Source organism: Streptomyces sp. NBC_01012 (assembly GCF_045162755.1).
In the GTDB taxonomy this organism is placed as follows: Bacteria; Actinomycetota; Actinomycetes; order Streptomycetales; family Streptomycetaceae; genus Streptomyces.
In genome coordinates this window covers 7,679,558-7,699,536 of the sequence record NZ_CP108688.1, presented here as the reverse complement: position 1 = coordinate 7,699,536, position 19,979 = coordinate 7,679,558, and the positions used below count along the sequence as shown (strand labels likewise).

The 19,979-nt window shown below is 67.8% G+C and carries 20 protein-coding genes and 2 pseudogenes; 13 read left to right on the top strand and 9 right to left on the bottom strand.

The window, feature by feature from the left end:
- Nucleotides 1-10: 10 nt before the first annotated feature.
- From OG623_RS34460 to OG623_RS34440, 5 genes are all read left to right on the top strand, one after another.
- The gene (locus OG623_RS34460) at nucleotides 11-742 is read left to right on the top strand and encodes an alpha/beta fold hydrolase (RefSeq protein ID WP_406151584.1); all 732 of its coding nucleotides are present in this window, start codon (nucleotides 11-13) and stop codon (nucleotides 740-742) included.
- Nucleotides 735-2,234, top strand: coding sequence for an aldehyde dehydrogenase (locus tag OG623_RS34455; protein ID WP_406151582.1), 1,500 nt, complete (start codon nucleotides 735-737; stop codon nucleotides 2,232-2,234). Before OG623_RS34460 ends, OG623_RS34455 begins: the two co-directional genes overlap by 8 nt.
- Nucleotide 2,235: 1 nt before the next feature.
- Nucleotides 2,236-2,562, top strand: a complete 327-nt coding sequence (locus OG623_RS34450) for a 4-oxalocrotonate tautomerase family protein (protein WP_406151580.1) — start codon at nucleotides 2,236-2,238, stop codon at nucleotides 2,560-2,562.
- Entirely contained in the window at nucleotides 2,559-3,602 is a 1,044-nt protein-coding gene (locus OG623_RS34445; protein ID WP_406151579.1) for an LLM class flavin-dependent oxidoreductase, read from the top strand. The genes OG623_RS34450 and OG623_RS34445 overlap by 4 nt, the downstream gene beginning before the upstream one ends.
- A 251-nt stretch (nucleotides 3,603-3,853) precedes the next feature.
- A complete protein-coding gene (locus OG623_RS34440; protein WP_406151577.1) occupies nucleotides 3,854-4,549 on the top strand; it encodes a GntR family transcriptional regulator in 696 nt (231 codons plus the stop codon).
- Between the two features lie 66 nt (nucleotides 4,550-4,615).
- Here OG623_RS34440 and OG623_RS34435 read toward each other — a convergent pair.
- Nucleotides 4,616-4,909, bottom strand: a pseudogene (locus OG623_RS34435) (DNA helicase); the annotation flags it as partial.
- 193 nt (nucleotides 4,910-5,102) lie between these two features.
- Between OG623_RS34435 and OG623_RS34430 the strand changes: the two are divergent.
- The 3 genes and pseudogenes from OG623_RS34430 to OG623_RS34420 form a co-directional block, all read left to right on the top strand.
- Nucleotides 5,103-5,251 (top strand): annotated as a pseudogene (locus tag OG623_RS34430) (IS3 family transposase); the annotation flags it as partial.
- A gap of 67 nt (nucleotides 5,252-5,318) precedes the next feature.
- A complete protein-coding gene (locus OG623_RS34425) occupies nucleotides 5,319-5,837 on the top strand; it encodes a hypothetical protein (protein WP_406151576.1) in 519 nt (172 codons plus the stop codon).
- Between the two features lie 372 nt (nucleotides 5,838-6,209).
- Nucleotides 6,210-7,166, top strand: a complete 957-nt coding sequence (locus OG623_RS34420) for an IS481 family transposase (protein ID WP_406146123.1) — start codon at nucleotides 6,210-6,212, stop codon at nucleotides 7,164-7,166.
- A 15-nt stretch (nucleotides 7,167-7,181) separates the two neighbouring features.
- Here OG623_RS34420 and OG623_RS34415 read toward each other — a convergent pair.
- Nucleotides 7,182-8,113 (bottom strand): IS5 family transposase gene (locus OG623_RS34415; protein WP_406151575.1). Its coding sequence is split into 2 segments (ribosomal slippage): nucleotides 7,182-7,712 and nucleotides 7,715-8,113, totalling 930 coding nucleotides; the frame shifts between segments, so codons are not numbered across the junction.
- 340 nt (nucleotides 8,114-8,453) lie between these two features.
- Here OG623_RS34415 and OG623_RS34410 point away from each other — a divergent pair.
- From OG623_RS34410 to OG623_RS34400, 3 genes are all read left to right on the top strand, one after another.
- A complete protein-coding gene (locus OG623_RS34410) occupies nucleotides 8,454-8,762 on the top strand; it encodes a putative quinol monooxygenase (protein ID WP_031043901.1) in 309 nt (102 codons plus the stop codon).
- Nucleotides 8,763-9,428: 666 nt separating this feature from the next.
- On the top strand, nucleotides 9,429-9,986 hold the full coding sequence (locus OG623_RS34405) for a type 1 glutamine amidotransferase domain-containing protein (protein ID WP_031043905.1): 558 nt from the start codon (nucleotides 9,429-9,431) through the stop codon (nucleotides 9,984-9,986).
- 80 nt (nucleotides 9,987-10,066) lie between these two features.
- The gene (locus tag OG623_RS34400) at nucleotides 10,067-11,260 is read left to right on the top strand and encodes an alcohol dehydrogenase catalytic domain-containing protein (RefSeq protein ID WP_031043910.1); all 1,194 of its coding nucleotides are present in this window, start codon (nucleotides 10,067-10,069) and stop codon (nucleotides 11,258-11,260) included.
- A gap of 24 nt (nucleotides 11,261-11,284) precedes the next feature.
- Here OG623_RS34400 and OG623_RS34395 read toward each other — a convergent pair whose 3' ends face one another.
- Entirely contained in the window at nucleotides 11,285-11,680 is a 396-nt protein-coding gene (locus tag OG623_RS34395; protein WP_406151573.1) for a VOC family protein, read from the bottom strand.
- 184 nt (nucleotides 11,681-11,864) lie between these two features.
- Here OG623_RS34395 and OG623_RS34390 point away from each other — a divergent pair, with 184 nt between their 5' ends.
- A complete protein-coding gene (locus tag OG623_RS34390; RefSeq protein ID WP_406151572.1) occupies nucleotides 11,865-12,068 on the top strand; it encodes a hypothetical protein in 204 nt (67 codons plus the stop codon).
- 311 nt (nucleotides 12,069-12,379) lie between these two features.
- Here the strand turns inward: OG623_RS34390 and OG623_RS34385 are convergent, their stop codons facing one another.
- The 6 genes from OG623_RS34385 to OG623_RS34360 all read right to left on the bottom strand — a co-directional run bounded on the left by OG623_RS34385 (nucleotide 12,380) and on the right by OG623_RS34360 (nucleotide 18,220).
- Nucleotides 12,380-13,204: an enoyl-CoA hydratase/isomerase family protein gene (locus OG623_RS34385; protein WP_406151571.1), complete on the bottom strand. Its 825-nt coding sequence runs from the start codon at nucleotides 13,202-13,204 to the stop codon at nucleotides 12,380-12,382.
- A gap of 67 nt (nucleotides 13,205-13,271) precedes the next feature.
- Nucleotides 13,272-13,514, bottom strand: coding sequence for a hypothetical protein (locus OG623_RS34380; protein ID WP_406151570.1), 243 nt, complete (start codon nucleotides 13,512-13,514; stop codon nucleotides 13,272-13,274).
- Nucleotides 13,515-13,584: 70 nt separating this feature from the next.
- Nucleotides 13,585-14,688, bottom strand: a complete 1,104-nt coding sequence (locus tag OG623_RS34375) for an enoyl-CoA hydratase/isomerase family protein (protein WP_406151568.1) — start codon at nucleotides 14,686-14,688, stop codon at nucleotides 13,585-13,587.
- Complete coding sequence (locus tag OG623_RS34370; protein ID WP_406151566.1) at nucleotides 14,681-16,180, bottom strand: CoA-acylating methylmalonate-semialdehyde dehydrogenase; 1,500 nt, start codon at nucleotides 16,178-16,180, stop codon at nucleotides 14,681-14,683. The genes OG623_RS34375 and OG623_RS34370 overlap by 8 nt, the downstream gene beginning before the upstream one ends.
- A 13-nt stretch (nucleotides 16,181-16,193) precedes the next feature.
- Complete coding sequence (locus OG623_RS34365; RefSeq protein ID WP_406151565.1) at nucleotides 16,194-17,384, bottom strand: iron-containing alcohol dehydrogenase; 1,191 nt, start codon at nucleotides 17,382-17,384, stop codon at nucleotides 16,194-16,196.
- A 14-nt stretch (nucleotides 17,385-17,398) separates the two neighbouring features.
- A complete protein-coding gene (locus OG623_RS34360; protein ID WP_406151563.1) occupies nucleotides 17,399-18,220 on the bottom strand; it encodes an enoyl-CoA hydratase in 822 nt (273 codons plus the stop codon).
- Between the two features lie 302 nt (nucleotides 18,221-18,522).
- Here OG623_RS34360 and OG623_RS34355 point away from each other — a divergent pair, with 302 nt between their 5' ends.
- Nucleotides 18,523-19,779: a PucR family transcriptional regulator gene (locus OG623_RS34355; protein ID WP_406151561.1), complete on the top strand. Its 1,257-nt coding sequence runs from the start codon at nucleotides 18,523-18,525 to the stop codon at nucleotides 19,777-19,779.
- The last annotated feature ends 200 nt before the right edge of the window (nucleotides 19,780-19,979 follow it).

Genomic DNA, 19,979 nt, shown 5'->3' with positions numbered 1-19,979 from the left:
GCCGCCGCCCATGAGCAGGCCGCCCCTTGTACTGCTGCACGGCGTGGGGCTCGACCGCACGATGTGGGAACCCGTCGCCGCGCTCCTTGCCGACCGGTTCACCCTACTCACCCCCGACCTGCCGGGTCACGGCGCCCGCCCGCCGGTGGACGCCGGGGTCACGCTCGGCGACCTGGCCGACGGGGTGGCCGACGGGATCCCGGCCGGCTCCCACCTGGTCGGGTTCTCACTCGGCGCGCTGGTGGCCCAGCACCTGGCGCTGCACCGGCCGGAGCTGGTGCGGACCTTGACCTCCGTCAGCTCCGTGTGCCGGCGAACACCGGAGGAACGGGCCACGGTCCAGGCCCGGTTGCGTACGGCGGAGGCCGACTTCAGAGCGTCCGCGGAGGCATCCCTTGAACGCTGGTACGCGGGCACCGGCCTACCGGCCGCATCGGTGAAACGGACCAGGGACACCCTGTACGCCAATGACGTCAGGTCCTTCCTCGGCTGCTACCGGGTGTTCGCCACGGCAGACGCCGAACTCGCCCCGCATCTGCCGGACATCGCCGTTCCCTCGCTGGCCCTGACCGGCCAGGACGACCCCGGGTCGACCCCCGGCATGACGCACCGGCTGGCCGCGGCGCTGCCCTCGTGCCGAGCGGTGATCGTCCCCGGGGCACGGCACATGCTGCCTGTCCAGTACCCGGCGGAATTCGCCGAGACACTCACCACGTTCATCGAGGAGAGCTCACGTGTCTGAGCCCACGGAACAACTTCCCACCTGGCAGCACTTCATCGGCGGCACATGGGTGGAGCCGGCCGAGGGCCAGTACTTCGACAGCACCGACCCGGCGACCCGGCGCGGGCTCTACCGGGCGGCTCGGGGCACGGCCGCCGACATCGACCGGGCTGTCACCGCCGCACAGGCCGCTTTCGAGGACCCGCGCTGGCGCGACATGAGCCAGACCCGGCGCGGGCACCTGCTGCGCCGTCTAGGCGACCTCATCGCCGAGAACGCCGGCGAACTGGCCCTGATGGAGTCCCGGGACAACGGCAAACTGCTGCGGGAGATGCGCGGCCAGCTGACCACACTGCCGGAGTACTACCACTACTACGCCGGTCTGGCCGACAAGATCCACGGCTCGACCATCCCGGCCTCGGACCGCAGGGTGCTGAACTACACGGCACGGGAACCCCTCGGTGTCGTCGGCGCGATCACGCCCTGGAACTCCCCGCTGACGCTGACCACCAGCAAGCTGGCCCCCGCGCTGTGCGCCGGCAACACCGTGGTGATAAAGCCCTCCGAGTACACATCGGCCACCGGGCTCCGCCTCGCCGAGCTGGCCCTGGAGGCGGGGTTCCCGCCCGGCGTGGTGAACGTCGTCACCGGATTCGGACCCGAGGCCGGCCAGGCCCTGGTCGATCACCAGGGCCTGGCCAAGATCTCGTTCACCGGCTCCACCGCCACCGGATCGCGGATCGCCGCGGCCACCGCGAGCCGCTTCATCGGCTCGACCCTCGAACTCGGCGGGAAATCCCCCAACATCGTCTTCGAGGACGCGGACGTGGCGAACGCGGCCATGGGAGTCGTCGCCGGCGTCTTCGCGGCCGCCGGACAGACCTGCATCGCGGGAAGCCGGGTCTTCGCGCACCGCTCCGTCTACGACGAGCTCCTCGAGCGCGTCTGCGCACGAGCCAAAACCATACGCATCGGTGACCCGCTCGACGACACGACCGAGCTCGGCCCGCTTGCCTTCGAGGCCCAGCGCGACAAGGTCGCCCGCTACGTCGACCTCGGCCGCAGTGAAGGTGCACGGGTCCTGACCGGCGGCGCGGCCACCGACGGCGGACTCGGTGGCTACTTCTACGAGCCCACCGTCCTGGTGGACGTCGACAACAGCATGCGCGTCGTCCGCGAGGAGATCTTCGGCCCGGTCGTGGCGGTCATGCCCTTCGACACCGAGGAGGAGGCCGTCCGTCTGGCCAACGACACCGAATACGGCCTGGCGGCGGGCGTCTGGACCACGAACCTTGCGCGGGCCCACCGGGTGGCCGCACGCCTGGAAGCCGGAACGGTCTGGGTCAATACCTACCGCGCCATGTCGCCGATGTCCCCGCGCCAGGGCTTCAAGACCAGCGGTGTCGGCGTGGAGCACGGCACCGAGGCGATCAGGGAATACACCCGCCTCAAGAGCATCTGGATCAACACGAGCGAGGAGCCTGTGTCCGATCCGTTCACGATGAGGAGCTGAGATGCCACAGATAGCCGTCACGATCGCGAAGGGCCGCACCCCGCAGCAGATCCGGAACATGCTGCACGAGGTCCACGCGGCCGTGCTGCGCACCGTGGACACCCGGCCCGAACACATCCGCGTCACCGTCCACGAAGTACCCCACACCCACTGGGCCACCGGCGACGTGACCATCGCCGAGACACGGTCCCTGCCCGCGGACGGTTCCGCCGCCGTGGAGCCTGCCGCCGCCATGGATCCTGCCGCCCCCGCAGACGCCCGCCAGGGCGGCACGGACGTCGGCCACCCGGCCGCCTTCACCACCGCCACAGACATGGAGCTGACATGAGGTTTTCGCTGTTCGTGCACATGGAGCGCTGGGACGAGGAAACCAGCCACAGGGAACTCTTCGAGAACCTCACCGAACTGGCCCTGATGGCCGAGGCCGGCGGGTTCAGCACCGTGTGGGTCGGCGAGCATCACGCAATGGAGTACACGATCTCCCCCAGCCCGATGCCGATCCTCGCGCACCTCGCGGCGAAGACCTCGACCGTCCGCCTGGGCGCGGGCACCATCATCGCGCCGTTCTGGCACCCGCTCCGGGCCGCCGGAGAGACCGCGCTGCTCGACGTCATCAGCAACGGACGCATGGAGGTCGGCATCGCCCGGGGTGCCTACCAAATCGAATTCGACCGGCTGGCGGACGGGCTTGCCGCCGCCGACGGTGGCAAGCACCTCCGCGAGCTCGTCCCAGCCGTCCGCAAGCTCTGGCAGGGCGACTACGCGCACGACGGCGAGATCTGGCAGTTCCCCACCTCCACCAGCGTGCCCAAGCCGGTCCAGCAGCCCACCCCGCCGATGTGGATAGCCGCACGCGACCCGGCCTCGCACGACTTCGCCGTCGCCCAGGGCTGCAACGTCATGGTCACCCCGCTCATGAAGGGCGACGAGGAGGTCGCCGCCCTCAAGGCCAAATTCGACACCGCGGTGGCGAACCATCCCGAGGTGCCCCGCCCCGATCTGATGGTCCTGCGGCACACCCACATCCACGCGCCGGAGGAGCCGGATGGCTGGCGGCCGGCAGCGGAGGCGATCAACCGGTTCTACCGGACGTTCGACGCCTGGTTCGGCAACAAGGCCACCCCCTCCAACGGCTTCCTCGATCCCAGCCCGGAGGAAAAGTTCGCCGACCGGCCCGAGTTCGCCCCGGAGGCCCTGCGCACCACCGCGATGATCGGGACAGCCGCCGAGGTCGTCGAGCGGCTGCGTGGCTACGAAGAACTCGGCGTCGACGAGTACAGCTTCTGGATCGACAACAGCCTGCCGCACGAGGAGAAGCGGGCCTCGCTGGAACTGTTCATCAAGGAAGTCCTGCCCGCCTTCCGGTGAGACCGGCGCGAGTACGGGCAGGGCGGGCGCGAGTACGGGCAGGGCGGGGCAGGGCAGCCGCCCCTGCCCGTAGGTGGGAGCGTCCCGCGGCGACGGACGCTCCCACCTGGTCCGTGACGATCCGCCGCTGAACGGAGACGAGCACGGGTCCCAGGAATCTTCCGGCATCTTGCATGGCAGTCGTCACGCCATAGGAACACGTCGGAGGAAGGATTGACGGCCTGCAGCACCTCCCACTAGGTTCATGTGCCATGCAAGAACCCACTGGGTCGACAAGGTCGCCGCTGCAGCAGACCAGCATGCAGGCCAAGGTCGCCGAAGAGCTGCGTCAGATGATCATCAGCGGTGAGCTGCCGCCTGGCTCCAGCCTCTCCGAAATGGCTCTGTCGCAGAACTTCGGCGTCAGCCGCACCCCCATTCGCGAGGCACTCAAGCAGTTGCAGATCGAGGGCCTGGTGGAGGTGCGCCCACGGGTCGGCACATTCGTCGCGGTGCCGTCGCGCCGGGAGATCACCGAGCTGTTCCAGATGAAGGAGCTGTTCGAGGGGGCGGCGGCCCGGCTGCTCGCCCTCCGGGGCAACGTCCCCGAGGTCGAACAACTCGACGCCGCCATGCGAGCAGCCGATGAGGCCGTCCGCAAGGGTGATCCCGAGCGGTACGAGGAACTCGTTCACGAGTTCCACGACCTGATCGTCGTGGGAGCCGACAACTCGAAACTGCAGGCTCACTACCGCACCCTGATGAATCAACTGGCCTACGCGCGTCTGGTCCGTACGTCCCTGGCGCAACCGGGCCGACTCAGCGAGTCCGACCACGAGCACCACCACGTGCTCGACCTCATCCGGGCGAAGGACGGGGACGGCGCGGAACGCGTGATGCGCGAACACGTCCGGCGGAGCCACCAGGCACTCATGGCCGAAATGGACAAGGAGCGGTACGGGAGCTGACCCGCACCCGCCTGGTCAGGGGGGCACCTTGGATGTCAGAGCGCCGCGCCCGGGGTGCGAGGCCGGCTATGCGGTGGAGATTCCGTCGGGGTGAATGTTGATCCATGACAGTCCGCCGAGGTCGGGACGGGCTCACCGTTGCTGTCTGTCGCGGGGTGGGGCGGGGTGGAGTCGTCCGCGATCTTGACGTTGCCTCAGGTCGACGCGTGGCTGGATGTCACATCCGGCCGGATCGTTTCCTGCGCAGTCCTACAGGTCGCCCCAGGTGAGGAAGAGCAGGAGCTCGGGGCGGGAGGTGCGTCGGCCGTCTTCGAGGTCCTTGGCCGCGCGAGCGAGCGCAAGCAGCACGCCCGGGCCGCCCCAAGCCCGCGCCACCCCGCCTAGCGGCCCCAGACCACACCACCACCCACTCGAGCACATGCACTTCCAGTCACAAAAAAGCTCCCATTGTGGACATATCTGCTACCCAGGGGCGGCTTATGCCCCCAATTACGCTGGGCCGCGCCTCACGACAGCGATGTTGTTCGGTCACATCCTTCACGACGGCATCCGTCATCTGGCGACCGTCATCGACCTCGTTTCGAGACTCTGGACAGTTGGGCGATCGCCGACCACATGCGGACCGACCTCGTCACCGCTGAGCTGGCGGCCGCCGTCCGGACCCGAGGCAGTCTCGCTGGATCGATCATGCACGCCAACCACACTGACACCAGCCGCATGACCCGTGTTCGGGATCCAAGGTCAAGGCCCGACTCGTTACGGTCGGGGTATGACGAATGATGGTGTGGTCGCGGATGAGGCGATCCGTGCGGCGTGGGATTCGTACCGGGTGCTGGAGAAGCGAACGTCTCCTGAGGAGCGCCGGCAGGCGGAGGAGCGGGTTCAGGCCGCGGTGGAGGCCTACGGGCGCGAGGAGGTGTCCCGGGGCACGGTCTTTCTGGTGGGTGTACTGACCGGATACCTGATCGCCGAGCGCGGGACCGGTGCGGACCGTCTGGATCCGCTCAGCGATCTGATCCCTGCTGTCATCCGTCGGCTTCCCACGTTCGAGATGGCTGACCCGGCTCAGGTGCCGATGGTCACGGGGGTCCTCATGGCTGCGGCGATGGGCATGGACACGGTGGAGTGGCGCGACCGGTTCGGGCAGATCCCGCAGGAGGAGGCCCTGGTGCACAGCTTCGTGCTGTGGCTGCTCGCCGACCGCTTCGACTCGATGACCGGGCAGCCCGGCACCATCGACCGGCTCATACGGGAGACCTTCGACTCCATGGCAGCCGAAGGCAGCTGACGCTGAAGGGCGGTTGGCGCCCTGGTGAAAGACAGCGGCCGACCGGAAGATCTTGCCGAGCACTGTCCGTTCCCAACTCGCCCGCGGCATCGAACGGCTCAGAAGCCAGTCCCCGCACCTGCCGGCCCTTCACCGCAGCAGCTCATGGAAGGAACGCGATGACGTACGAAGAGCGGCCTTCCGGCTGCACGCCTTTTGAAGAGGAACTGAGGTCTTCTCGGCAACGTAGCGGTTGCGGTGTGTGACGGGTACGGGTGCCAGCGGCCTAGGTGTATTGATCACGAGCGTTGTTGACACTCAGTGGGTCTTGAACATGACGAAGACCTCCGGTGTGGTGGGAGCTGTCTAGGAACTCACCGCACGGAGGTCTTCGTGTCCCACCGTAATGCCCGGCTGACCGTTTTCGGTAGGCGCCTGCTGGTCGAGCGGGTCTGCTCGGGCCGCCCGGTCGCCCATGTCGCAGCCGAGATGGGCATATCGCGGGCCACGGCCCACAAATGGATGCGGCGGTGGCGGGCCGAAGGCGAGGTTGGCCTGCACGACCGCTCCAGCAGCCCACTCACGACACCGCACCGGACTCCGGCCGCCATCGAGGCGCAGGTCTGCGACCTGCGGCGGTCCCGCAAACTGGGACCGGCCAGGATCGGCCCGATCCTGGGCCTCCCGGCCTCGACGGTCCACCGGATCCTGACCCGCCAGGGACTCCATCGGCTGGCCTGGCTCGACCGGCCGACCGGCACGGTGATCCGCCGCTACGAACGTGAACGGCCCGGCGAACTCATCCACGTCGACGTCAAAAAGCTCGGCCGGATCCCCGACGGCGGCGGCCACAAGGTCCTGGGCCGCCAGGCCGGCCGGGCCACCCGCAGCCAGATGGGCTTCGACTACGTCCACTCCGCCGTGGACGACCACTCCCGCCTGGCCTACAGCGAGATCCACCCGGACGAGAAAGTCGCGACCTGCGCGGGCTTCCTCACCCGCGCGGCCGCCTTCTTCCACAGTCAGGGCATCACCCGCATCGAACGAGTCCTCACGGACAACGCCTGGGCCTACCGCAAGGGCCTGGCCTGGAAGGCCGCCCTGGCCGAACTCGGCGCGACCAGCAAACTCACCCGCCCCTACCGGCCCCAGACCAACGGCAAAGTCGAACGCTTCAACCGCACCCTCGCCGACGAATGGGCCTACCAACGGCCCTACACGTCAAATGACGAACGGACCACAGCCCTGGCAGACTTCCTCCACACCTACAACCACCACCGCTGCCACACCGCACTCGGAGGCCAACCCCCGATCAGCCGAGTGAACAACGCTGCGGGTCAATACACCTAGGCACTGTTTCTCGAATCACGTTCGGAGCCAGATGACGAGGGCTGCGAGCGTGACGGTGCCGAGGTAGATGTAGGCGCGTTTCTCGTAGCGGGTAGCGACGGCGCGGAAGCTCTTGAGGCGGTTGATGGTGCGTTCGACGGTGTTGCGTTTCTTGTAGCGCTCGCTGTCGAAACCGGTGGGCCGCCCGCCTCGGGACCCTCGGTTCTTGCGGTGTCCCTGCTGGTCGAGACGTTCGGGAATCGTGTGCGGGATGCCGCGTCGTCGCAGGTAGCGGCGGTTACGTCGGGACGTGTAGGCCTTGTCCGCAAGGACACGGTCGGGCCGGTTGCGGGGCCGTCCGACTCCGGTTCGCGGCACCGAAACCTGTTCCAGGACCCGCTCGAGCTGGGGTCCGTCACCGTAGTGTCCGGGTGTCAGGACGAGGGCGAGGGGTCGGCATCGTCCGTCGGCGGCGAGGTGGATCTTGGTGGTGAATCCTCCGCGGGAACGTCCCAGACACTCCCCGATCTGACCACCTCCTCCAGACGGGCGGCTAGTTTCCGCAGTACCGGATCGACCTGGTTCGTCCCTCGCACGGCCCCCTTTTGAGGAACGGCGGCCGGGGACGCCTTCCTCGCGCCGGCGGCGTGCTGGTGGGCTCGTACTGCTGTGGAGTCCACCGACACGTCCCAGTCGATACCGCCTTCGGCATCCTCGGCTGTCTGGATGCGGGACAACAGCATCTGCCACGTTCCATCGGCTGACCAGCGGCGATGCCGTTTGTAGACCGTCTCCCAGGGTCCGAACCGCTCGGGCAGATCCCGCCACTGGACACCGGTCCGCACTCGGTAGAGAACCCCGTTGATCACCCGGCGGTGGTCGCTCCACCTACCACCACGCGCACCACCAGGAGGTAAGAACGACACCAGCCGGTCCCACTCCGCATTCGTCAGATCACCACGGCCCATACAGCCAGCCTGGCGCTAACACCCCACCCGCGTCTGCGTTTGCGCGTGATGCGACCCCAGGTGACGGTAGATAGATCAAACGGTTCCACGGCGGCGATCAAGGCCTTCACAGCGCGTGTCTTCGACAGTCCGGTGAGGAGTTTCTACGGCGTCCAGGTCTCCAACCAGGGCTGGATGATGATCTTCGTTAGCGGCATCCCGCTCCGCCACAACGGCCAAAGATTCAAGCGGTAGGAGTGATGCGGCGAGCGGCGAGCAGTGTCAGACGGTCGGCGAGGCGGTCGTAGCGGCGTTCCGATCATCGACAACGCGAACCGAGTAAAGGCAGAGGAGACCCAAGATGGCAACGCAGGTCAGCAAAGCGCTTCTGGTACGCCTCGAAGCACTGCCCGGCAGAGAGGACGACGTCCGCGACTTCTTGAACCAAGGGCTGTCGATCGTCGAGGGGGAGCCCAAGACCGTCAGGTGGTTCGGAATCCAGTTCGGACCCTCGTCGTTCGGGATCTTCGATGCCTTTCCCGACGACGACGGGCGCCAGGCGCATCTGTCGGGTGCGGTCGCGAAAGCGCTCGGTGAGAACACGGGTGAGCTCTTCGAGGAGCCCACGATCGAGCAGCTCGATGTCGTCGTGGAGAAGCAGCCCGCGTAGAGCAGGCTCTGCCCGCGGGGCGACGTGGATCAGCCCAGTGGCCATAAGCCAGGCCGTAGACGATCGTCATCGGTACTCTGCCCCGGTACTTGGCGTCGACGGCGGCGGTGCGCAGGCCCAGCGGGGAGGCACGCACGGCGGCCGTGTACCCGCCGGACTCGCGCCAGTACGACGACGTCGAAGTGCGTACCCGTGGGCATCGTGCCTTGCGATGTGCGACGACGGGCCGACGACCAAGTGACCGGTAGTGGTTTGGCGTGGGCCGGGCATGCCTCAGCGCCTGCCGGGTTCCGGCACGTCACCGGCCACGCATGGTGATTCAACCCGTTTGACATGTCTTGCGGGGGTGGGACACTGGGGTTCTTGAGGCCTTTTCGTGCGGCACTCCGTCCACGGTGATGTGCCCACCAGACCGTGGGGACGGGCCAGGCCAACGTCAAGGCGTACAACCGGCAGCTGTGCGGGCTGATTGAGCAGGGCAAGGCCAAGCTGTCCTGGATCGTCTCCCAGGAGCTGTCGCTGGACCAGGCGCCGCAGGCCTACCAGCACCTTCGGCCACCGAGAGGACGGCTGGACCAAGGTCCTCCTCCACCTCGACGGCAGCTGAGCGGCGACAGAACGGACCCGAACCGGTCCCCCGCCGACCACCGGAAGGAACCACGCACCATGACCAACGAACTACACGGCAGGAAGGTCGCCATCCTGGCCACGGACGGCGTTGAGCGCGTCGAGCTCGAAGAGCCTCTCGGCGCACTGCTGGGCGCTGGAGGGCAGGCTGAACTCCTGTCCCTCCACACCGGCGAGATCAACGCGCGCCAGATGGACATCGACCCGGCCGGAACCTTTACCGTGGACAAGAAGGTCGCCGACGCCCGTGTGGGTGACTACGATGCGCTCCTGCTGCCCGGCGGCACCATGAACCCCGACCAGCTGCGCACCGACCCCGACGCCGTCGCCTTCGTGAGGGAGTTCGTGGAGACCGGGAAGCCCGTTGCCACCATCTGCCACGGACCCTGGACCCTGGCAGAGGCTGGCGTGCTGCACGGTCGCCGCCTCACCTCTTGGCCCAGCATTCGGACTGACCTGCGCAACGCTGGCGCCGAGGTCGTCGACGAGGAGGTCGTGATCGACCGCCAGCTGATCTCCAGCCGCGGCCCGCAGGACCTTCCCGCCTTCTGCAAGGCGATCGTCGAACGCTTCGCCAACGCACCGCAACCCGCCTGATCGGGAGAAGTCGCAAGCCACCGAAATGACATCCGGCACTCCCACGGCCGAGGCCCCGTGGATCAGCAGAGGAGATCGTCATGGCAAGCAGCAACCGCGCCGTCACGTTCCAGAACCCGAAAGACATGCGCGTTGAGTCCCTGGACTTCCCGAAGCTTCAGATGCCGAACGGGAAGAAGGCCCCGCACGGAGTCATCCTCAGGATCGTCGCCACCAACATCTGCGGGAGCGACCTGCACATCTACCGCGGGTCCTTCCCGGTGCCCCAGGGCATGGTGATGGGGCACGAGATGACCGGGGAGGTCATCGAGATCGGCCCCGACGTCGAGTTCCTCAGTGAGGGCGACCTCGTCTCCGTCCCGTTCAACGTGGCCTGCGGCCGATGCCGCAACTGCAGGGCGCGCCGGACCGACGTCTGCGAGAACGCAAACCCCAAGGTGTCCTGCGGAGCGTACGGCTTCAACCTGGGCGACTGGACCGGCGGCCAGGCCGAGTACCTGTTCGTCCCGTACGCCGACTTCCAGCTTCTGCGCTTCCCGGACAGGGACCAGGCCATGTCGAAGATCCGTGACCTGGCGCTGCTCTCGGACATCCTGCCCACCGCGTTTCACGGTCTCATGGAGGCCGGTGCCAAGCCGGGCTCGACCGTGTACATCGCCGGCGCCGGCCCGGTCGGCCGCTGCGGCGCAGCAGCGGCGCGCCTCCTCGGGGCGTCCTGCATCATCGTCGGCGATTACCACAAGGACCGCCTGGAGCTGGTGAAGAAGAACGGCTGCGAGACGGTCGATCTGAGCCAGGACGCAGCGCTCACCGACCAGATCGAGGCCATCCTGGGCGAACCCATGGTCGACTGCGCAGTCGACTATGTCGGCACCGAGGCGCACGGCATCGGCCGCGAGGCCGAGGACATGGACCCGGCCTACGCCATCAACCAGGTGCTCGACGCCACCCGCGCGGGTGGAGCCACCGGAGTCATCGGCGTATACGGCGCCGACCCGCTCGCGAAGTCGAAGGCGGAGCAAGAGGGTACGTACCCGATCGACTTCGGCAAGGCGTGGATCAAGTCGCCGCGGATCTCCGGCGGGCAGGCACCGATCATGCACTACAACCGCGAGCTGATGATGGCGATCCTGTGGGATCGCATGCCCTACTTGAGCGCCATGCTCAACACGAAGGTGATCGGCCTCGACGACGCCCCCGACGCCTACGCGACCTTCGATACGGGAGTGTCCCAGAAGTTCATCATCGACCCCCACGGCCTCATTCCCGCCTGAGGCCCGCGATCCGAGAAACAGTGCCTAGGTCTGCGGTGCCAGGGTGCGTAGGACGTCGAACTCGTTGCCCTCGGGGTCTGCCATGACTACCCAGTTTCGGTCTGGGCCCTGGCCCACGTCCGTCTTGGTGGCGCCGAGGCCGAGCAATCTGGTCACCTCTACCTCGGTGCTGCCGTCGATCGGGCTGACGTCGAGGTGAAGCCGGTTTTTCACAGTCTTGTCCTCGGGCACCTGGATGAACACCAAGGTGGGCGGCATCTGGCGGGCTCGAACATCCTCGATGGTCGGTATCCAGGAGCCGATCTCGACCTTGCCCTCGCTCCGGTCGATCACCTTGAAGTCCAGAACCTCGCACCAGAAGGCCGCGAGCCTCTCCGGATCGTGGCACTCAACGACCAACTCGGTGAACCTACTTGTCATGACTCTCCCAGATAGTGCGGACGGGACTCAGAGTATTGGCCGTGCCGCCCGTCCGACAGATCCGCGATCTTCCCCTGGCCGGCCAGGCCATCAGACGGGCTTGATCCGGCATCAGACACGCGAGAAGCCCCTGGTAGGAACAGGTCTGCGAAGATCACGTTCCGGAACCCAGGGCTTCACCGCGTTGACCAGTAACACCCTGACCGAAGATCACGAACCGTCACGAACCTTTACCGAGAAAGATTCGCGGAGCCCCGCCGCCACAGCCGCCACCGCCATCGGCCACGACAAGGCCGCCTTCCTTCTGGGCGGCCTCACGAAGAAGGCCATCGCGGTCCACGGTGAACGTGAAGCTCTGCGCGGGCTGATTGGGCCCGTGGTCGGCTGAGGGCCCGTCCCGAGGGTGCGTGCGTGCGCCACTCGGGACGGGCCCGAACCGACGTTTCGACCTCGATCGACACCGGCGACAAGAAGCATGTCTCCCACACCCACGGCCGGGTCCGCAACGCCGGGCGTACCGTCGTTGCATACCGCTTTGACGGACGTTCGAGTGCTGAGGGCCCCCGGTACGAGACCCCGACGATCGCCCACCTTCGCGGAGCCTTCTTCACGGTCGCGAGATCTGTCTGGTCAGGGGATCTCATGTCCGCGCACACGTCGACGTGGTACCGGTCTTCGTGGAAGGGCTCTCCTTGCCGTTCAACGGGCGTCGACCTGCGCGAACCGTGCGTCGCGCCAGGCCAGGGCCGCCTTGAGTCCCTTGCTCGCGACGATTTCGGTGAACTCTGCGCGCTCGGGGGTGACGGCCGAGTTGAGGACGGCCGCGATGGCGTGGTTGTCGTCCACGGCCGTCTGGAGCCCCATCGCCGTGTATGCCCGTGTGAGGGCCCGCTTGGTGTATCGCAGGATCGGAAGCGGTGTCAAAGCGATCTTCCGGGCGAGCCGTTCGACGTTGCCGTCCAGGTCTTCCCACGCGACGACGTGGTTGACCAGGCCCAGTTCCTTGGCCCGGTGGGCATCGATCGTGTCGCCGGTGTAGAGGAGTTCGTTGGTCGCCTTCTGCCCGATGAGGAACGGCATGAGAAGGGTGACCGGGCCGGATCCGAAGCGGATCTCGGGTTCTCCGAACTGCGCGTCATCGGTGCAGACGATGAGGTCGCAGGCCATGGCGAGTTCGCAGCCGCCCGCCAGGCACCAGCCGGAGACGGCGCCGATGACGGGCTTGTTCAGGCCCCACACCTTCATTGTCAGAGCGATGTTGGCTTCCAGACCGCCGTACCACTGCTCGGCGGTGGCGACACCCATCGCCACTTCCTGGGCGATGTCGTAGCCGACGCTGAAGGCCCGATCGTCACCTTGAACGACCACGACACGCACCTCGTCGTCCTGATCGACAACGTCGAGCGCATCGGAGAGTTCCCGCATGACTTCGACCGACAGTGCGTTGAGCTTCTCGGGTTGCTCGATCCGGATCCAGGCGATCGACTCACGGATGTCGAGGTGGATGAACTCTGCGTCATTCATGTTGCTCCCTGGGTTGGGCCCAGCACGGAGGGGTTCAGGAAGAGCCAACGGTCGAAACCGGGTGCCGTCAGGCGAGGTTGGTGGAGACGCGGACCTCGTGGGCGAGGGTGTCGCGGGCGGTGCGGCTGTCGATCGTGGCTCCGGCCTGCCGTGTGGTTCCGGTGACGGCGCGCTGGCGGCAGCCTCCCCGCCAGTCCGCGCCGAGGGTGAACGAGACCTTCGCAAGGTGCGGGTCGTGTCGGACTGCGTCGAGGGTGCCCTTGAGGGCATCGCGGTCGACTCCGTTGAGCGTGTTGGTGGCCTGGGCCATGTGGTTCTCCTCGGGGTGTGGGTGGGGCTGGAACGCCCGGACCGGTCGGCCGCCCGGTCCGGGCGTCTCGTCAGGTGGTGGTTGGGGTGGCCGGTTGCCAGGGAGTTGCGGTTCGCGCGGTGGGGACCAGGTCGAGTGCGGGGTGCCAGGACGGTGCACCGTCCTGGTCGACGCCCTGGTATGCGGGTGCGTCGGCCCAACGGGGCGAGCGGTCCTTGTCGACGAGTGCCGCACGGACTCCCTCGACGAAGTCGGCAGTGGCCGCTGTGTGCAGGGCGGCGCGCAGTTCGGCGGTCAGGCACGTGGCCAGGTTGCGCTCTTTGCCCCGGCTGATCAGGTCGAAGGTGAGCATCAGGCTCTGCCAGGAGACCGCGTCCAGGGCGTGTGCCTGCTCGTGCAGCCAGGGATCGTTCGCGGCATGCAGCCTCTGCCGGATCGTTCGGATCCCGTCGGCTGCGAAGACGTCGTCGACGGCGGTGCGGTGGTGGGTGAGTTCGGCGTTGACGGATGGTGGGGAGCAGATGGTGTTCAGGACCTGGTCGACGCTGCGGTGTCCACGGGTGCGCAGCAGGTCGGGGATCTCAGCGAGCCGGGCCGAGGTGCAGAAGTGCGTGGCCAATCCGAGGGCGAGGGCGTCGGCTGCGTTGATACGTGCGCCGGTCAGGGCGAGGTACATGCCCATCGCGCCCGGCAGGCGGGGCAGGAAGTGGGTGGCCCCCACATCGGGGAAGAAGCCGATGGAGGTTTCCGGCATGGCCAGCACCGCGGCTTCGGTGACGACGCGGAAGGGGCCGTGGACGGACAGCCCCATGCCGCCGCCCAGACAGATCCCGTCGATCAGGGACACGACGGGGTGCGGATAGTCGGCGAGCAGAGCGTTGACGCGGTATTCGGTGGCGAAGAAGTCAAGGTTCGGCTGCTGCCGGCCGTCGCAGGTGTTCTGGCGGACGGTACGGATGTCGCCGCCGGCACAGAAGGCCCGCTTGTCGAAGCTCTCGATGGTGACCGCGGTGAGCGTTTCGCCTTGCCAGGCGAGCAGCGTGGTTTCCAGGTGCCGGACCATGTCCAGGGTCAGGGCGTTGAGGGCCTTGGGGCGGTCGAGGATGATGCGGCCGAGGGTGCCGTCGATTTCGGTGCGCACTCCGTTCGGCGCGTGGGGCGCCGGCTCAGCCATGGGTGGGCATGGCGAATTCGGTGGTCACGGCGGCGTCGCTGGGCCAGCGGGTGGTGGCGGTCTTGTTGCGGGTGTAGAAGCGCACGCCTTCGGGGCCGTGAATGTGGTGGTCGCCGAAGAGTGAGCGCTTCCAGCCGCCGAAGGAGTGGAAGGCCATGGGTACGGGGATGGGCACGTTGATGCCGACCATCCCGGCCTTGACCTGGGCGAGATAGGTGCGGGCGGTGTTGCCGTCGCGGGTGAAGATCGCGGTGCCGTTGCCGAACTCGTGCTCGTTGACGAGGGTGAGGGCCTGGGCGAAGGAGTCGGCCCGCACGAGGGACAGGACGGGGCCGAAGATCTCCTCGAGGTAGATCCGCATGGTGGGTGTGACGTGGTCGAAGAGCGAGCCGCCCAGGAAGAAGCCGTCTCCGGCGTTCTCGATGTCGTTCCGGCGGCCGTCGACGACGAGTTCCGCGCCTTCCTGTGTGCCGATGTCGAGGTAGCCCGCGACCTTGTCGCGGTGGGCTGCGGTGACCAGGGGTCCCATCTCGACGCCGTCGCTCATGCCGGAGCCGACCTTCAGCTCGGCCAGGGCCTTGACCACGCGCTCGCGCAGGCGCTGCGCGGTCCGCTCACCGACGGGGACGGCGACCGATATGGCCATGCAGCGTTCGCCGGCCGATCCGTAGGCGGCTCCCATCAGGGCGGCGACGGCCTGGTCGAGGTCGGCGTCGGGCATGACGACCATGTGGTTCTTGGCGCCGCCCAGGGCCTGTACGCGCTTGCCGTTGGCCGTGGCGGTCCTGTGGATGTGTTCGGCGATGGGAGTGGAGCCGACGAAGCTGACAGCCTCGACGCGCGGGTCCTCCAGCAGGGCCTCCACGGCTGCCTTGTCGCCGTGGACGACGTTGAAGACACCGTCCGGCAGACCGGCTTCCGCCAGGAGCAGGGCGAGCTCGTTGCTGAGGGTGGGGTCCTTCTCGGAGGGCTTCATGACGAAGGTGTTTCCACAGGCCAGCGCGACCGGGAACATCCACAGGGGCACCATGGCCGGAAAGTTGAACGGGGAGATGCCGGCCACCACACCGAGTGGCTGGCGCAGGGTGACGGCGTCGACGGTGCGTCCGACGTTCTCGGAGAACTCACCCTTGAGCATCTGCGGGATGCCGCAGGCGAATTCGACGACTTCCATTCCGCGGGTCACCTCGCCCTGGGCGTCGTTGAACACCTTGCCGTGTTCGGCGGTGATGATCTCGGCGAGCCGGTCGCGGTTGCTCTCCACCAGGTCCCGGAAGCGGAACAGGACACGGGCGCGGACGTGCGGCGGGGTGCTGGACCAGGCGGGGAAGGCCTGGGCGGCGGCCGTGACCGCGGCGTGCACGTCGCCGGTGCCGGCGTAGGCGACCTGACCGGACAGGGCGCCGGTAGCGGGGTTGAAGACGTCACCGCGGCGGGTGGAGGTGCCCGCGGTGCTCTGTCCGTCGATCCAGTGTTCGATGGTCGTGGTCATGGGGTCGACTCCCTCAGCGGTAGATCTGGGTGTAAAGCTGTGCGATCTCCTCGGCGGAGGGCACGCGCGGGTTGTTGGCGGGAGATCCGGAGGCCAGGGCCTGTTCGGCCATGAGCGGGATGAGACGGTTCCAGTGCGCTTCGTCGATGCCGAACTCGTGTGGCGTGGGCACCTCGAGGTCGCCGCACAGTCGGCGGATCGCCTCGACGAGTGCGCCGGCGGCCGTGTCGTCGCTGTCGCCGGCCGTGGCGGCGCCGAAGGCGCGGGCGCAGTCGGCGTATCGGGCGGTGGCGGCCGTGTCGGAGAACGCGGAGAAGGCGGTGACCGCGGGGAAGAGCATGGCGTTGGACAGGCCGTGCGCGACGTGGAAATGGGCGCCGATGGGTCGGCTCATGCCGTGGACGAGGGCGACGCTGGAGTTGGAGAAGGCGATGCCCGCCTGGGTGGCGGCCCGCATCATGGCCGCCCGTGCCGGACGGTCATCGCCGTTGTCCACGGCGCGGCGCAGGTTGTCCGCGATGGTGGAGATCGCCGTGAGGGCGAGGGCGTCGGAGAGCGGGTTGGCGCGCTTGCTGACATAGGCCTCGACAGCGTGGGTGAGTGCGTCGATGCCGGTGTCGGCGGTGAGGCGCGACGGCATGGACATCGTCAGTTCGAAGTCGATGATCGCGGCGGTGGGAAGGAACGAGCGGCCGGTGCACAGCATCTTCTCGTCGGAGCCGCTGTCGGTGATGATCGTGAACTGGGTGGCTTCCGAGCCGCTGCCCGCGGTGGTCGGGACGGCCACGACCGGCAGGGTCACGGCGGTGTTCTGCCGGGGCGCCTTGTAGTCGCTCATCCTGCCGCCCTGCACGCTGAGCAGGGCCAGCGCCTTGGCGGTGTCCATCGGGCTGCCGCCGCCCAGGCCGACGAGGGCGTCGCTGTCGTCGGCGCGGATCGCCTCCAGGCCCTTGACCAGGGAGTCTGTCGTCGGGTCGGGGATCGTCCCGGAGAACACGCTCGGCGTGCAGCCGGCCTCGCGCAGCAGGGCCGCTGTCTGCTCGGCGAGGCCTGTGCTCACCAGGAACGCGTCGGTGACGATGAGCGGCCTGGTGGCCCCGATGGCGGTCATGACCTCGCCGATGCGGGCCAGGGCGCCGCCGCCGACGCGTAGGTCACGCGGTTGCGCGAAGGTGAAGACGGCTTCGGTCGTTGCGCTGCTCATGGCCTGCTCCTGTCTCAGCGGTGGGTGTACTCGGCGTCGCGCTTGTCGAGGAAGGCGGCCATGCCCTCGCTCTGCCCCTCGGTGGCGAAGGCCGCGTGGAACATGCGGCGTTCGAAGCGCAGACCCTCGGACAAGGGGGTTTCGAAGGCACGGTTGACGCTCTCCTTGGCCATCAGGACAGCCGGGCGGGAGAAGCCCGCGATTTTTGTCGCGGCTTCGCCTGCGGCCTGCATCAACGAGTGGGTCGGTACGACGCGGGCGACGAGGCCGATGCGCTCCGCCTCCCAGGCGTCGATGGTGCGGCCGGTGAGCACCATGTCCATCGCCTTGGCCTTGCCGACCGAACGCGCCAGGCGCTGTGTGCCGCCCGCTCCGGGAAGGACGCCGATGCCGATCTCCGGCTGGCCGAACTTCGCGCTTTCGGCGGCGATGACGAAGTCGCACATCATCGCGAGCTCAGCTCCGCCGCCCAGGGCGTAGCCGCTGACCGCGGCGATGATCGGCTTTCGCAGGGTTGATGCGCGCTCCCACGAGGAGGTGATGAAGTCCTCCAGAAAGACGTCGGAGAAGCCCTTGGGCCGCATCTCCTTGATGTCGGCTCCGGCGGCGAAGGCCTTCTCGCTGCCGGTCAGGACCACGGCCCCGACCGAGTCGTCGGCCTCGATGGCATCGAGGACCTCCGACAGTTCGCGGGTGAGCTGGTCGCACAAGGCGTTGAGTGCCTCGGGGCGGTCCAGGCGGACGATCGCTACAGGGCCCTGGCGCTCGGCCTGGATGAACGTGGCGTCGTCGGCGGTCCTGAGGACCGGATCCGGTGCGTGGGACATGTCGGACATGGCGAACCCCTATACGTCGGTTCCATGGGTGTCGGGCAGGCCCCGGAAGGTGGCTTCGGGCGGGTGGGCGGCACCTCCTCGCTGTCGGGCGGGACGGTGGCGTCGCCGAGCGCGGGCTTCGGGACAGTGGGAACGCTAGGTCCGGCATGTGAGCCGAGTCATGAGAGAGTCCGAGAAGTTTCGCTGTGGTCTCTCTCGTTCTCTACGAGAGCGAGGGGCTCGTTTCCCGCGGTTCCCGCGCCTCAGGGCTGTCCCGTAATCCCTGGTGGATCAGCGTCCGTCTATCTGTGAGGGTGGTGAGCATGCCCATCGAGTCGCACGCCGGCCGCGACGAGGCCGCCTACGCGGCGCGTCTGGCCACCGTTCTGGAGCAGCTACGGGCACGCCGCCACGAGCTGTGCACCAGCTTGGTCGACGAGTACACCGCGGTGATGGCCGAGTACCGGGAGCTCCCGGAGTCGGTCCTGATCCGGGATGTCACCGACGCCGCCGTACAGAACATCGAGTACCTCGTCGACACCTTCGCGGGCGGTTTCGCCGTGCCGGACGAGGACATCCAGTGGATCCGCCGGTCGGCGGCGCGCCGCGTGCACCAGCACGTCAGTCTGCCGTCCCTGCTTCGCACCTATCGGCTGTGGGGGACACGGATCTGGCGCACCATGGCCGAGTTCGCGGGCGATGACGCGATCGGCAAGCAGCTGTCCATCGATGCCGCCGACGCCATGATGGAGTACCTGGACCGCGTCTCCAACGACCTGTCACGCGCCTACATCCACGAATCCACCGTCGCCTCCGTCGACGGGCAGGCGCTGCGTACGGATGTGCTGGAGACCGTGCTGACCGGTGATCCGGTCAGTGAGCGCGCCCGTCGCCAGGCCGCGGTGCTGGGGACCAGCCTGCGCGGCCGGCTGATGGTCGTCGTGGTGCGGGTACCCGACCGCGACCATCCGCTGGCCGGCGTGCAGGCCGCCGTACTGGCCGTGCGCGACCAGTTCGTGCCGCTGACCCGGTCCTTCCTCACCGGACCGCGTGACCACGAGATCGTGTGCATCTGTGTGCTCGACTACGGCGAGGACGGCGCCCGCATCGAAGCCGCCTGTCACGACCTGGCGGCCTACGAACCCGCCTGGACGGTGGGCATCGGCCGTATCGCCGAGGGAGTTGCCGGCGTACGACGTTCCTACACCGAGGCCCACGAAGCCGCGGAGCTGGGCTTCTCCATCCGCCGACCGGGGCGGGCCATCCGCTTCGCCGATGTGCTGCTCGACCAGATCCTGCGCTCGACCCGGCACATCGACGCCCTTCTGGAGGAGACGGTCCGGCCGCTCGTCGACTACGACGAGCACAAGAACGCCGAGCTCCTGGCCACACTGCGTGCTTACGTCAACGCCAACTTCAACCTGACCAGGGCGGCCGCCGAGCTCACGGTCAACCCCAACACCGTCGTCTACCGGCTGCGACGCATCCGCACCCTGACCCACCGCGATCCCATGGCCGTGGACGACCTGTTGCTACTGGCTCTCGGCGTGCGCCTGTGGGACACCGCTCCCCCGCTCTAGCCACCGGCCGTTCGTAGGAACTCCGACACCGCGGCGGGGAACTTCTCGGATTCTCGTATGTCGTGGATCTCGCAGCGCTCCTAGCGTGCCGCCCACGTCCTGTTCACCATCCGGCCGCATGAGGCCGGTGACAGCGCGGCGTGCAGGACCCCACCTGGCGTGACCAGCCACCATGCCTTCCTGCTCGCTCGCGCCCCTCG

Coding starts and splice junctions, on each gene's coding strand:
- OG623_RS34460 (WP_406151584.1), top strand. CDS start 11: ATGAGCAGGCCGCCCCTTGTACTGCTGCACGGCGTGGGGCTCGACCGC.
- OG623_RS34450 (WP_406151580.1), top strand. CDS start 2,236: ATGCCACAGATAGCCGTCACGATCGCGAAGGGCCGCACCCCGCAGCAG.
- OG623_RS34445 (WP_406151579.1), top strand. CDS start 2,559: ATGAGGTTTTCGCTGTTCGTGCACATGGAGCGCTGGGACGAGGAAACC.
- OG623_RS34440 (WP_406151577.1), top strand. CDS start 3,854: ATGCAAGAACCCACTGGGTCGACAAGGTCGCCGCTGCAGCAGACCAGC.
- OG623_RS34425 (WP_406151576.1), top strand. CDS start 5,319: ATGACGAATGATGGTGTGGTCGCGGATGAGGCGATCCGTGCGGCGTGG.
- OG623_RS34410 (WP_031043901.1), top strand. CDS start 8,454: ATGGCAACGCAGGTCAGCAAAGCGCTTCTGGTACGCCTCGAAGCACTG.
- OG623_RS34405 (WP_031043905.1), top strand. CDS start 9,429: ATGACCAACGAACTACACGGCAGGAAGGTCGCCATCCTGGCCACGGAC.
- OG623_RS34400 (WP_031043910.1), top strand. CDS start 10,067: ATGGCAAGCAGCAACCGCGCCGTCACGTTCCAGAACCCGAAAGACATG.
- OG623_RS34395 (WP_406151573.1), bottom strand. CDS start 11,680: ATGACAAGTAGGTTCACCGAGTTGGTCGTTGAGTGCCACGATCCGGAG.
- OG623_RS34385 (WP_406151571.1), bottom strand. CDS start 13,204: ATGAATGACGCAGAGTTCATCCACCTCGACATCCGTGAGTCGATCGCC.
- OG623_RS34380 (WP_406151570.1), bottom strand. CDS start 13,514: ATGGCCCAGGCCACCAACACGCTCAACGGAGTCGACCGCGATGCCCTC.
- OG623_RS34375 (WP_406151568.1), bottom strand. CDS start 14,688: ATGGCTGAGCCGGCGCCCCACGCGCCGAACGGAGTGCGCACCGAAATC.
- OG623_RS34370 (WP_406151566.1), bottom strand. CDS start 16,180: ATGACCACGACCATCGAACACTGGATCGACGGACAGAGCACCGCGGGC.
- OG623_RS34365 (WP_406151565.1), bottom strand. CDS start 17,384: ATGAGCAGCGCAACGACCGAAGCCGTCTTCACCTTCGCGCAACCGCGT.
- OG623_RS34360 (WP_406151563.1), bottom strand. CDS start 18,220: ATGTCCGACATGTCCCACGCACCGGATCCGGTCCTCAGGACCGCCGAC.
- OG623_RS34355 (WP_406151561.1), top strand. CDS start 18,523: ATGCCCATCGAGTCGCACGCCGGCCGCGACGAGGCCGCCTACGCGGCG.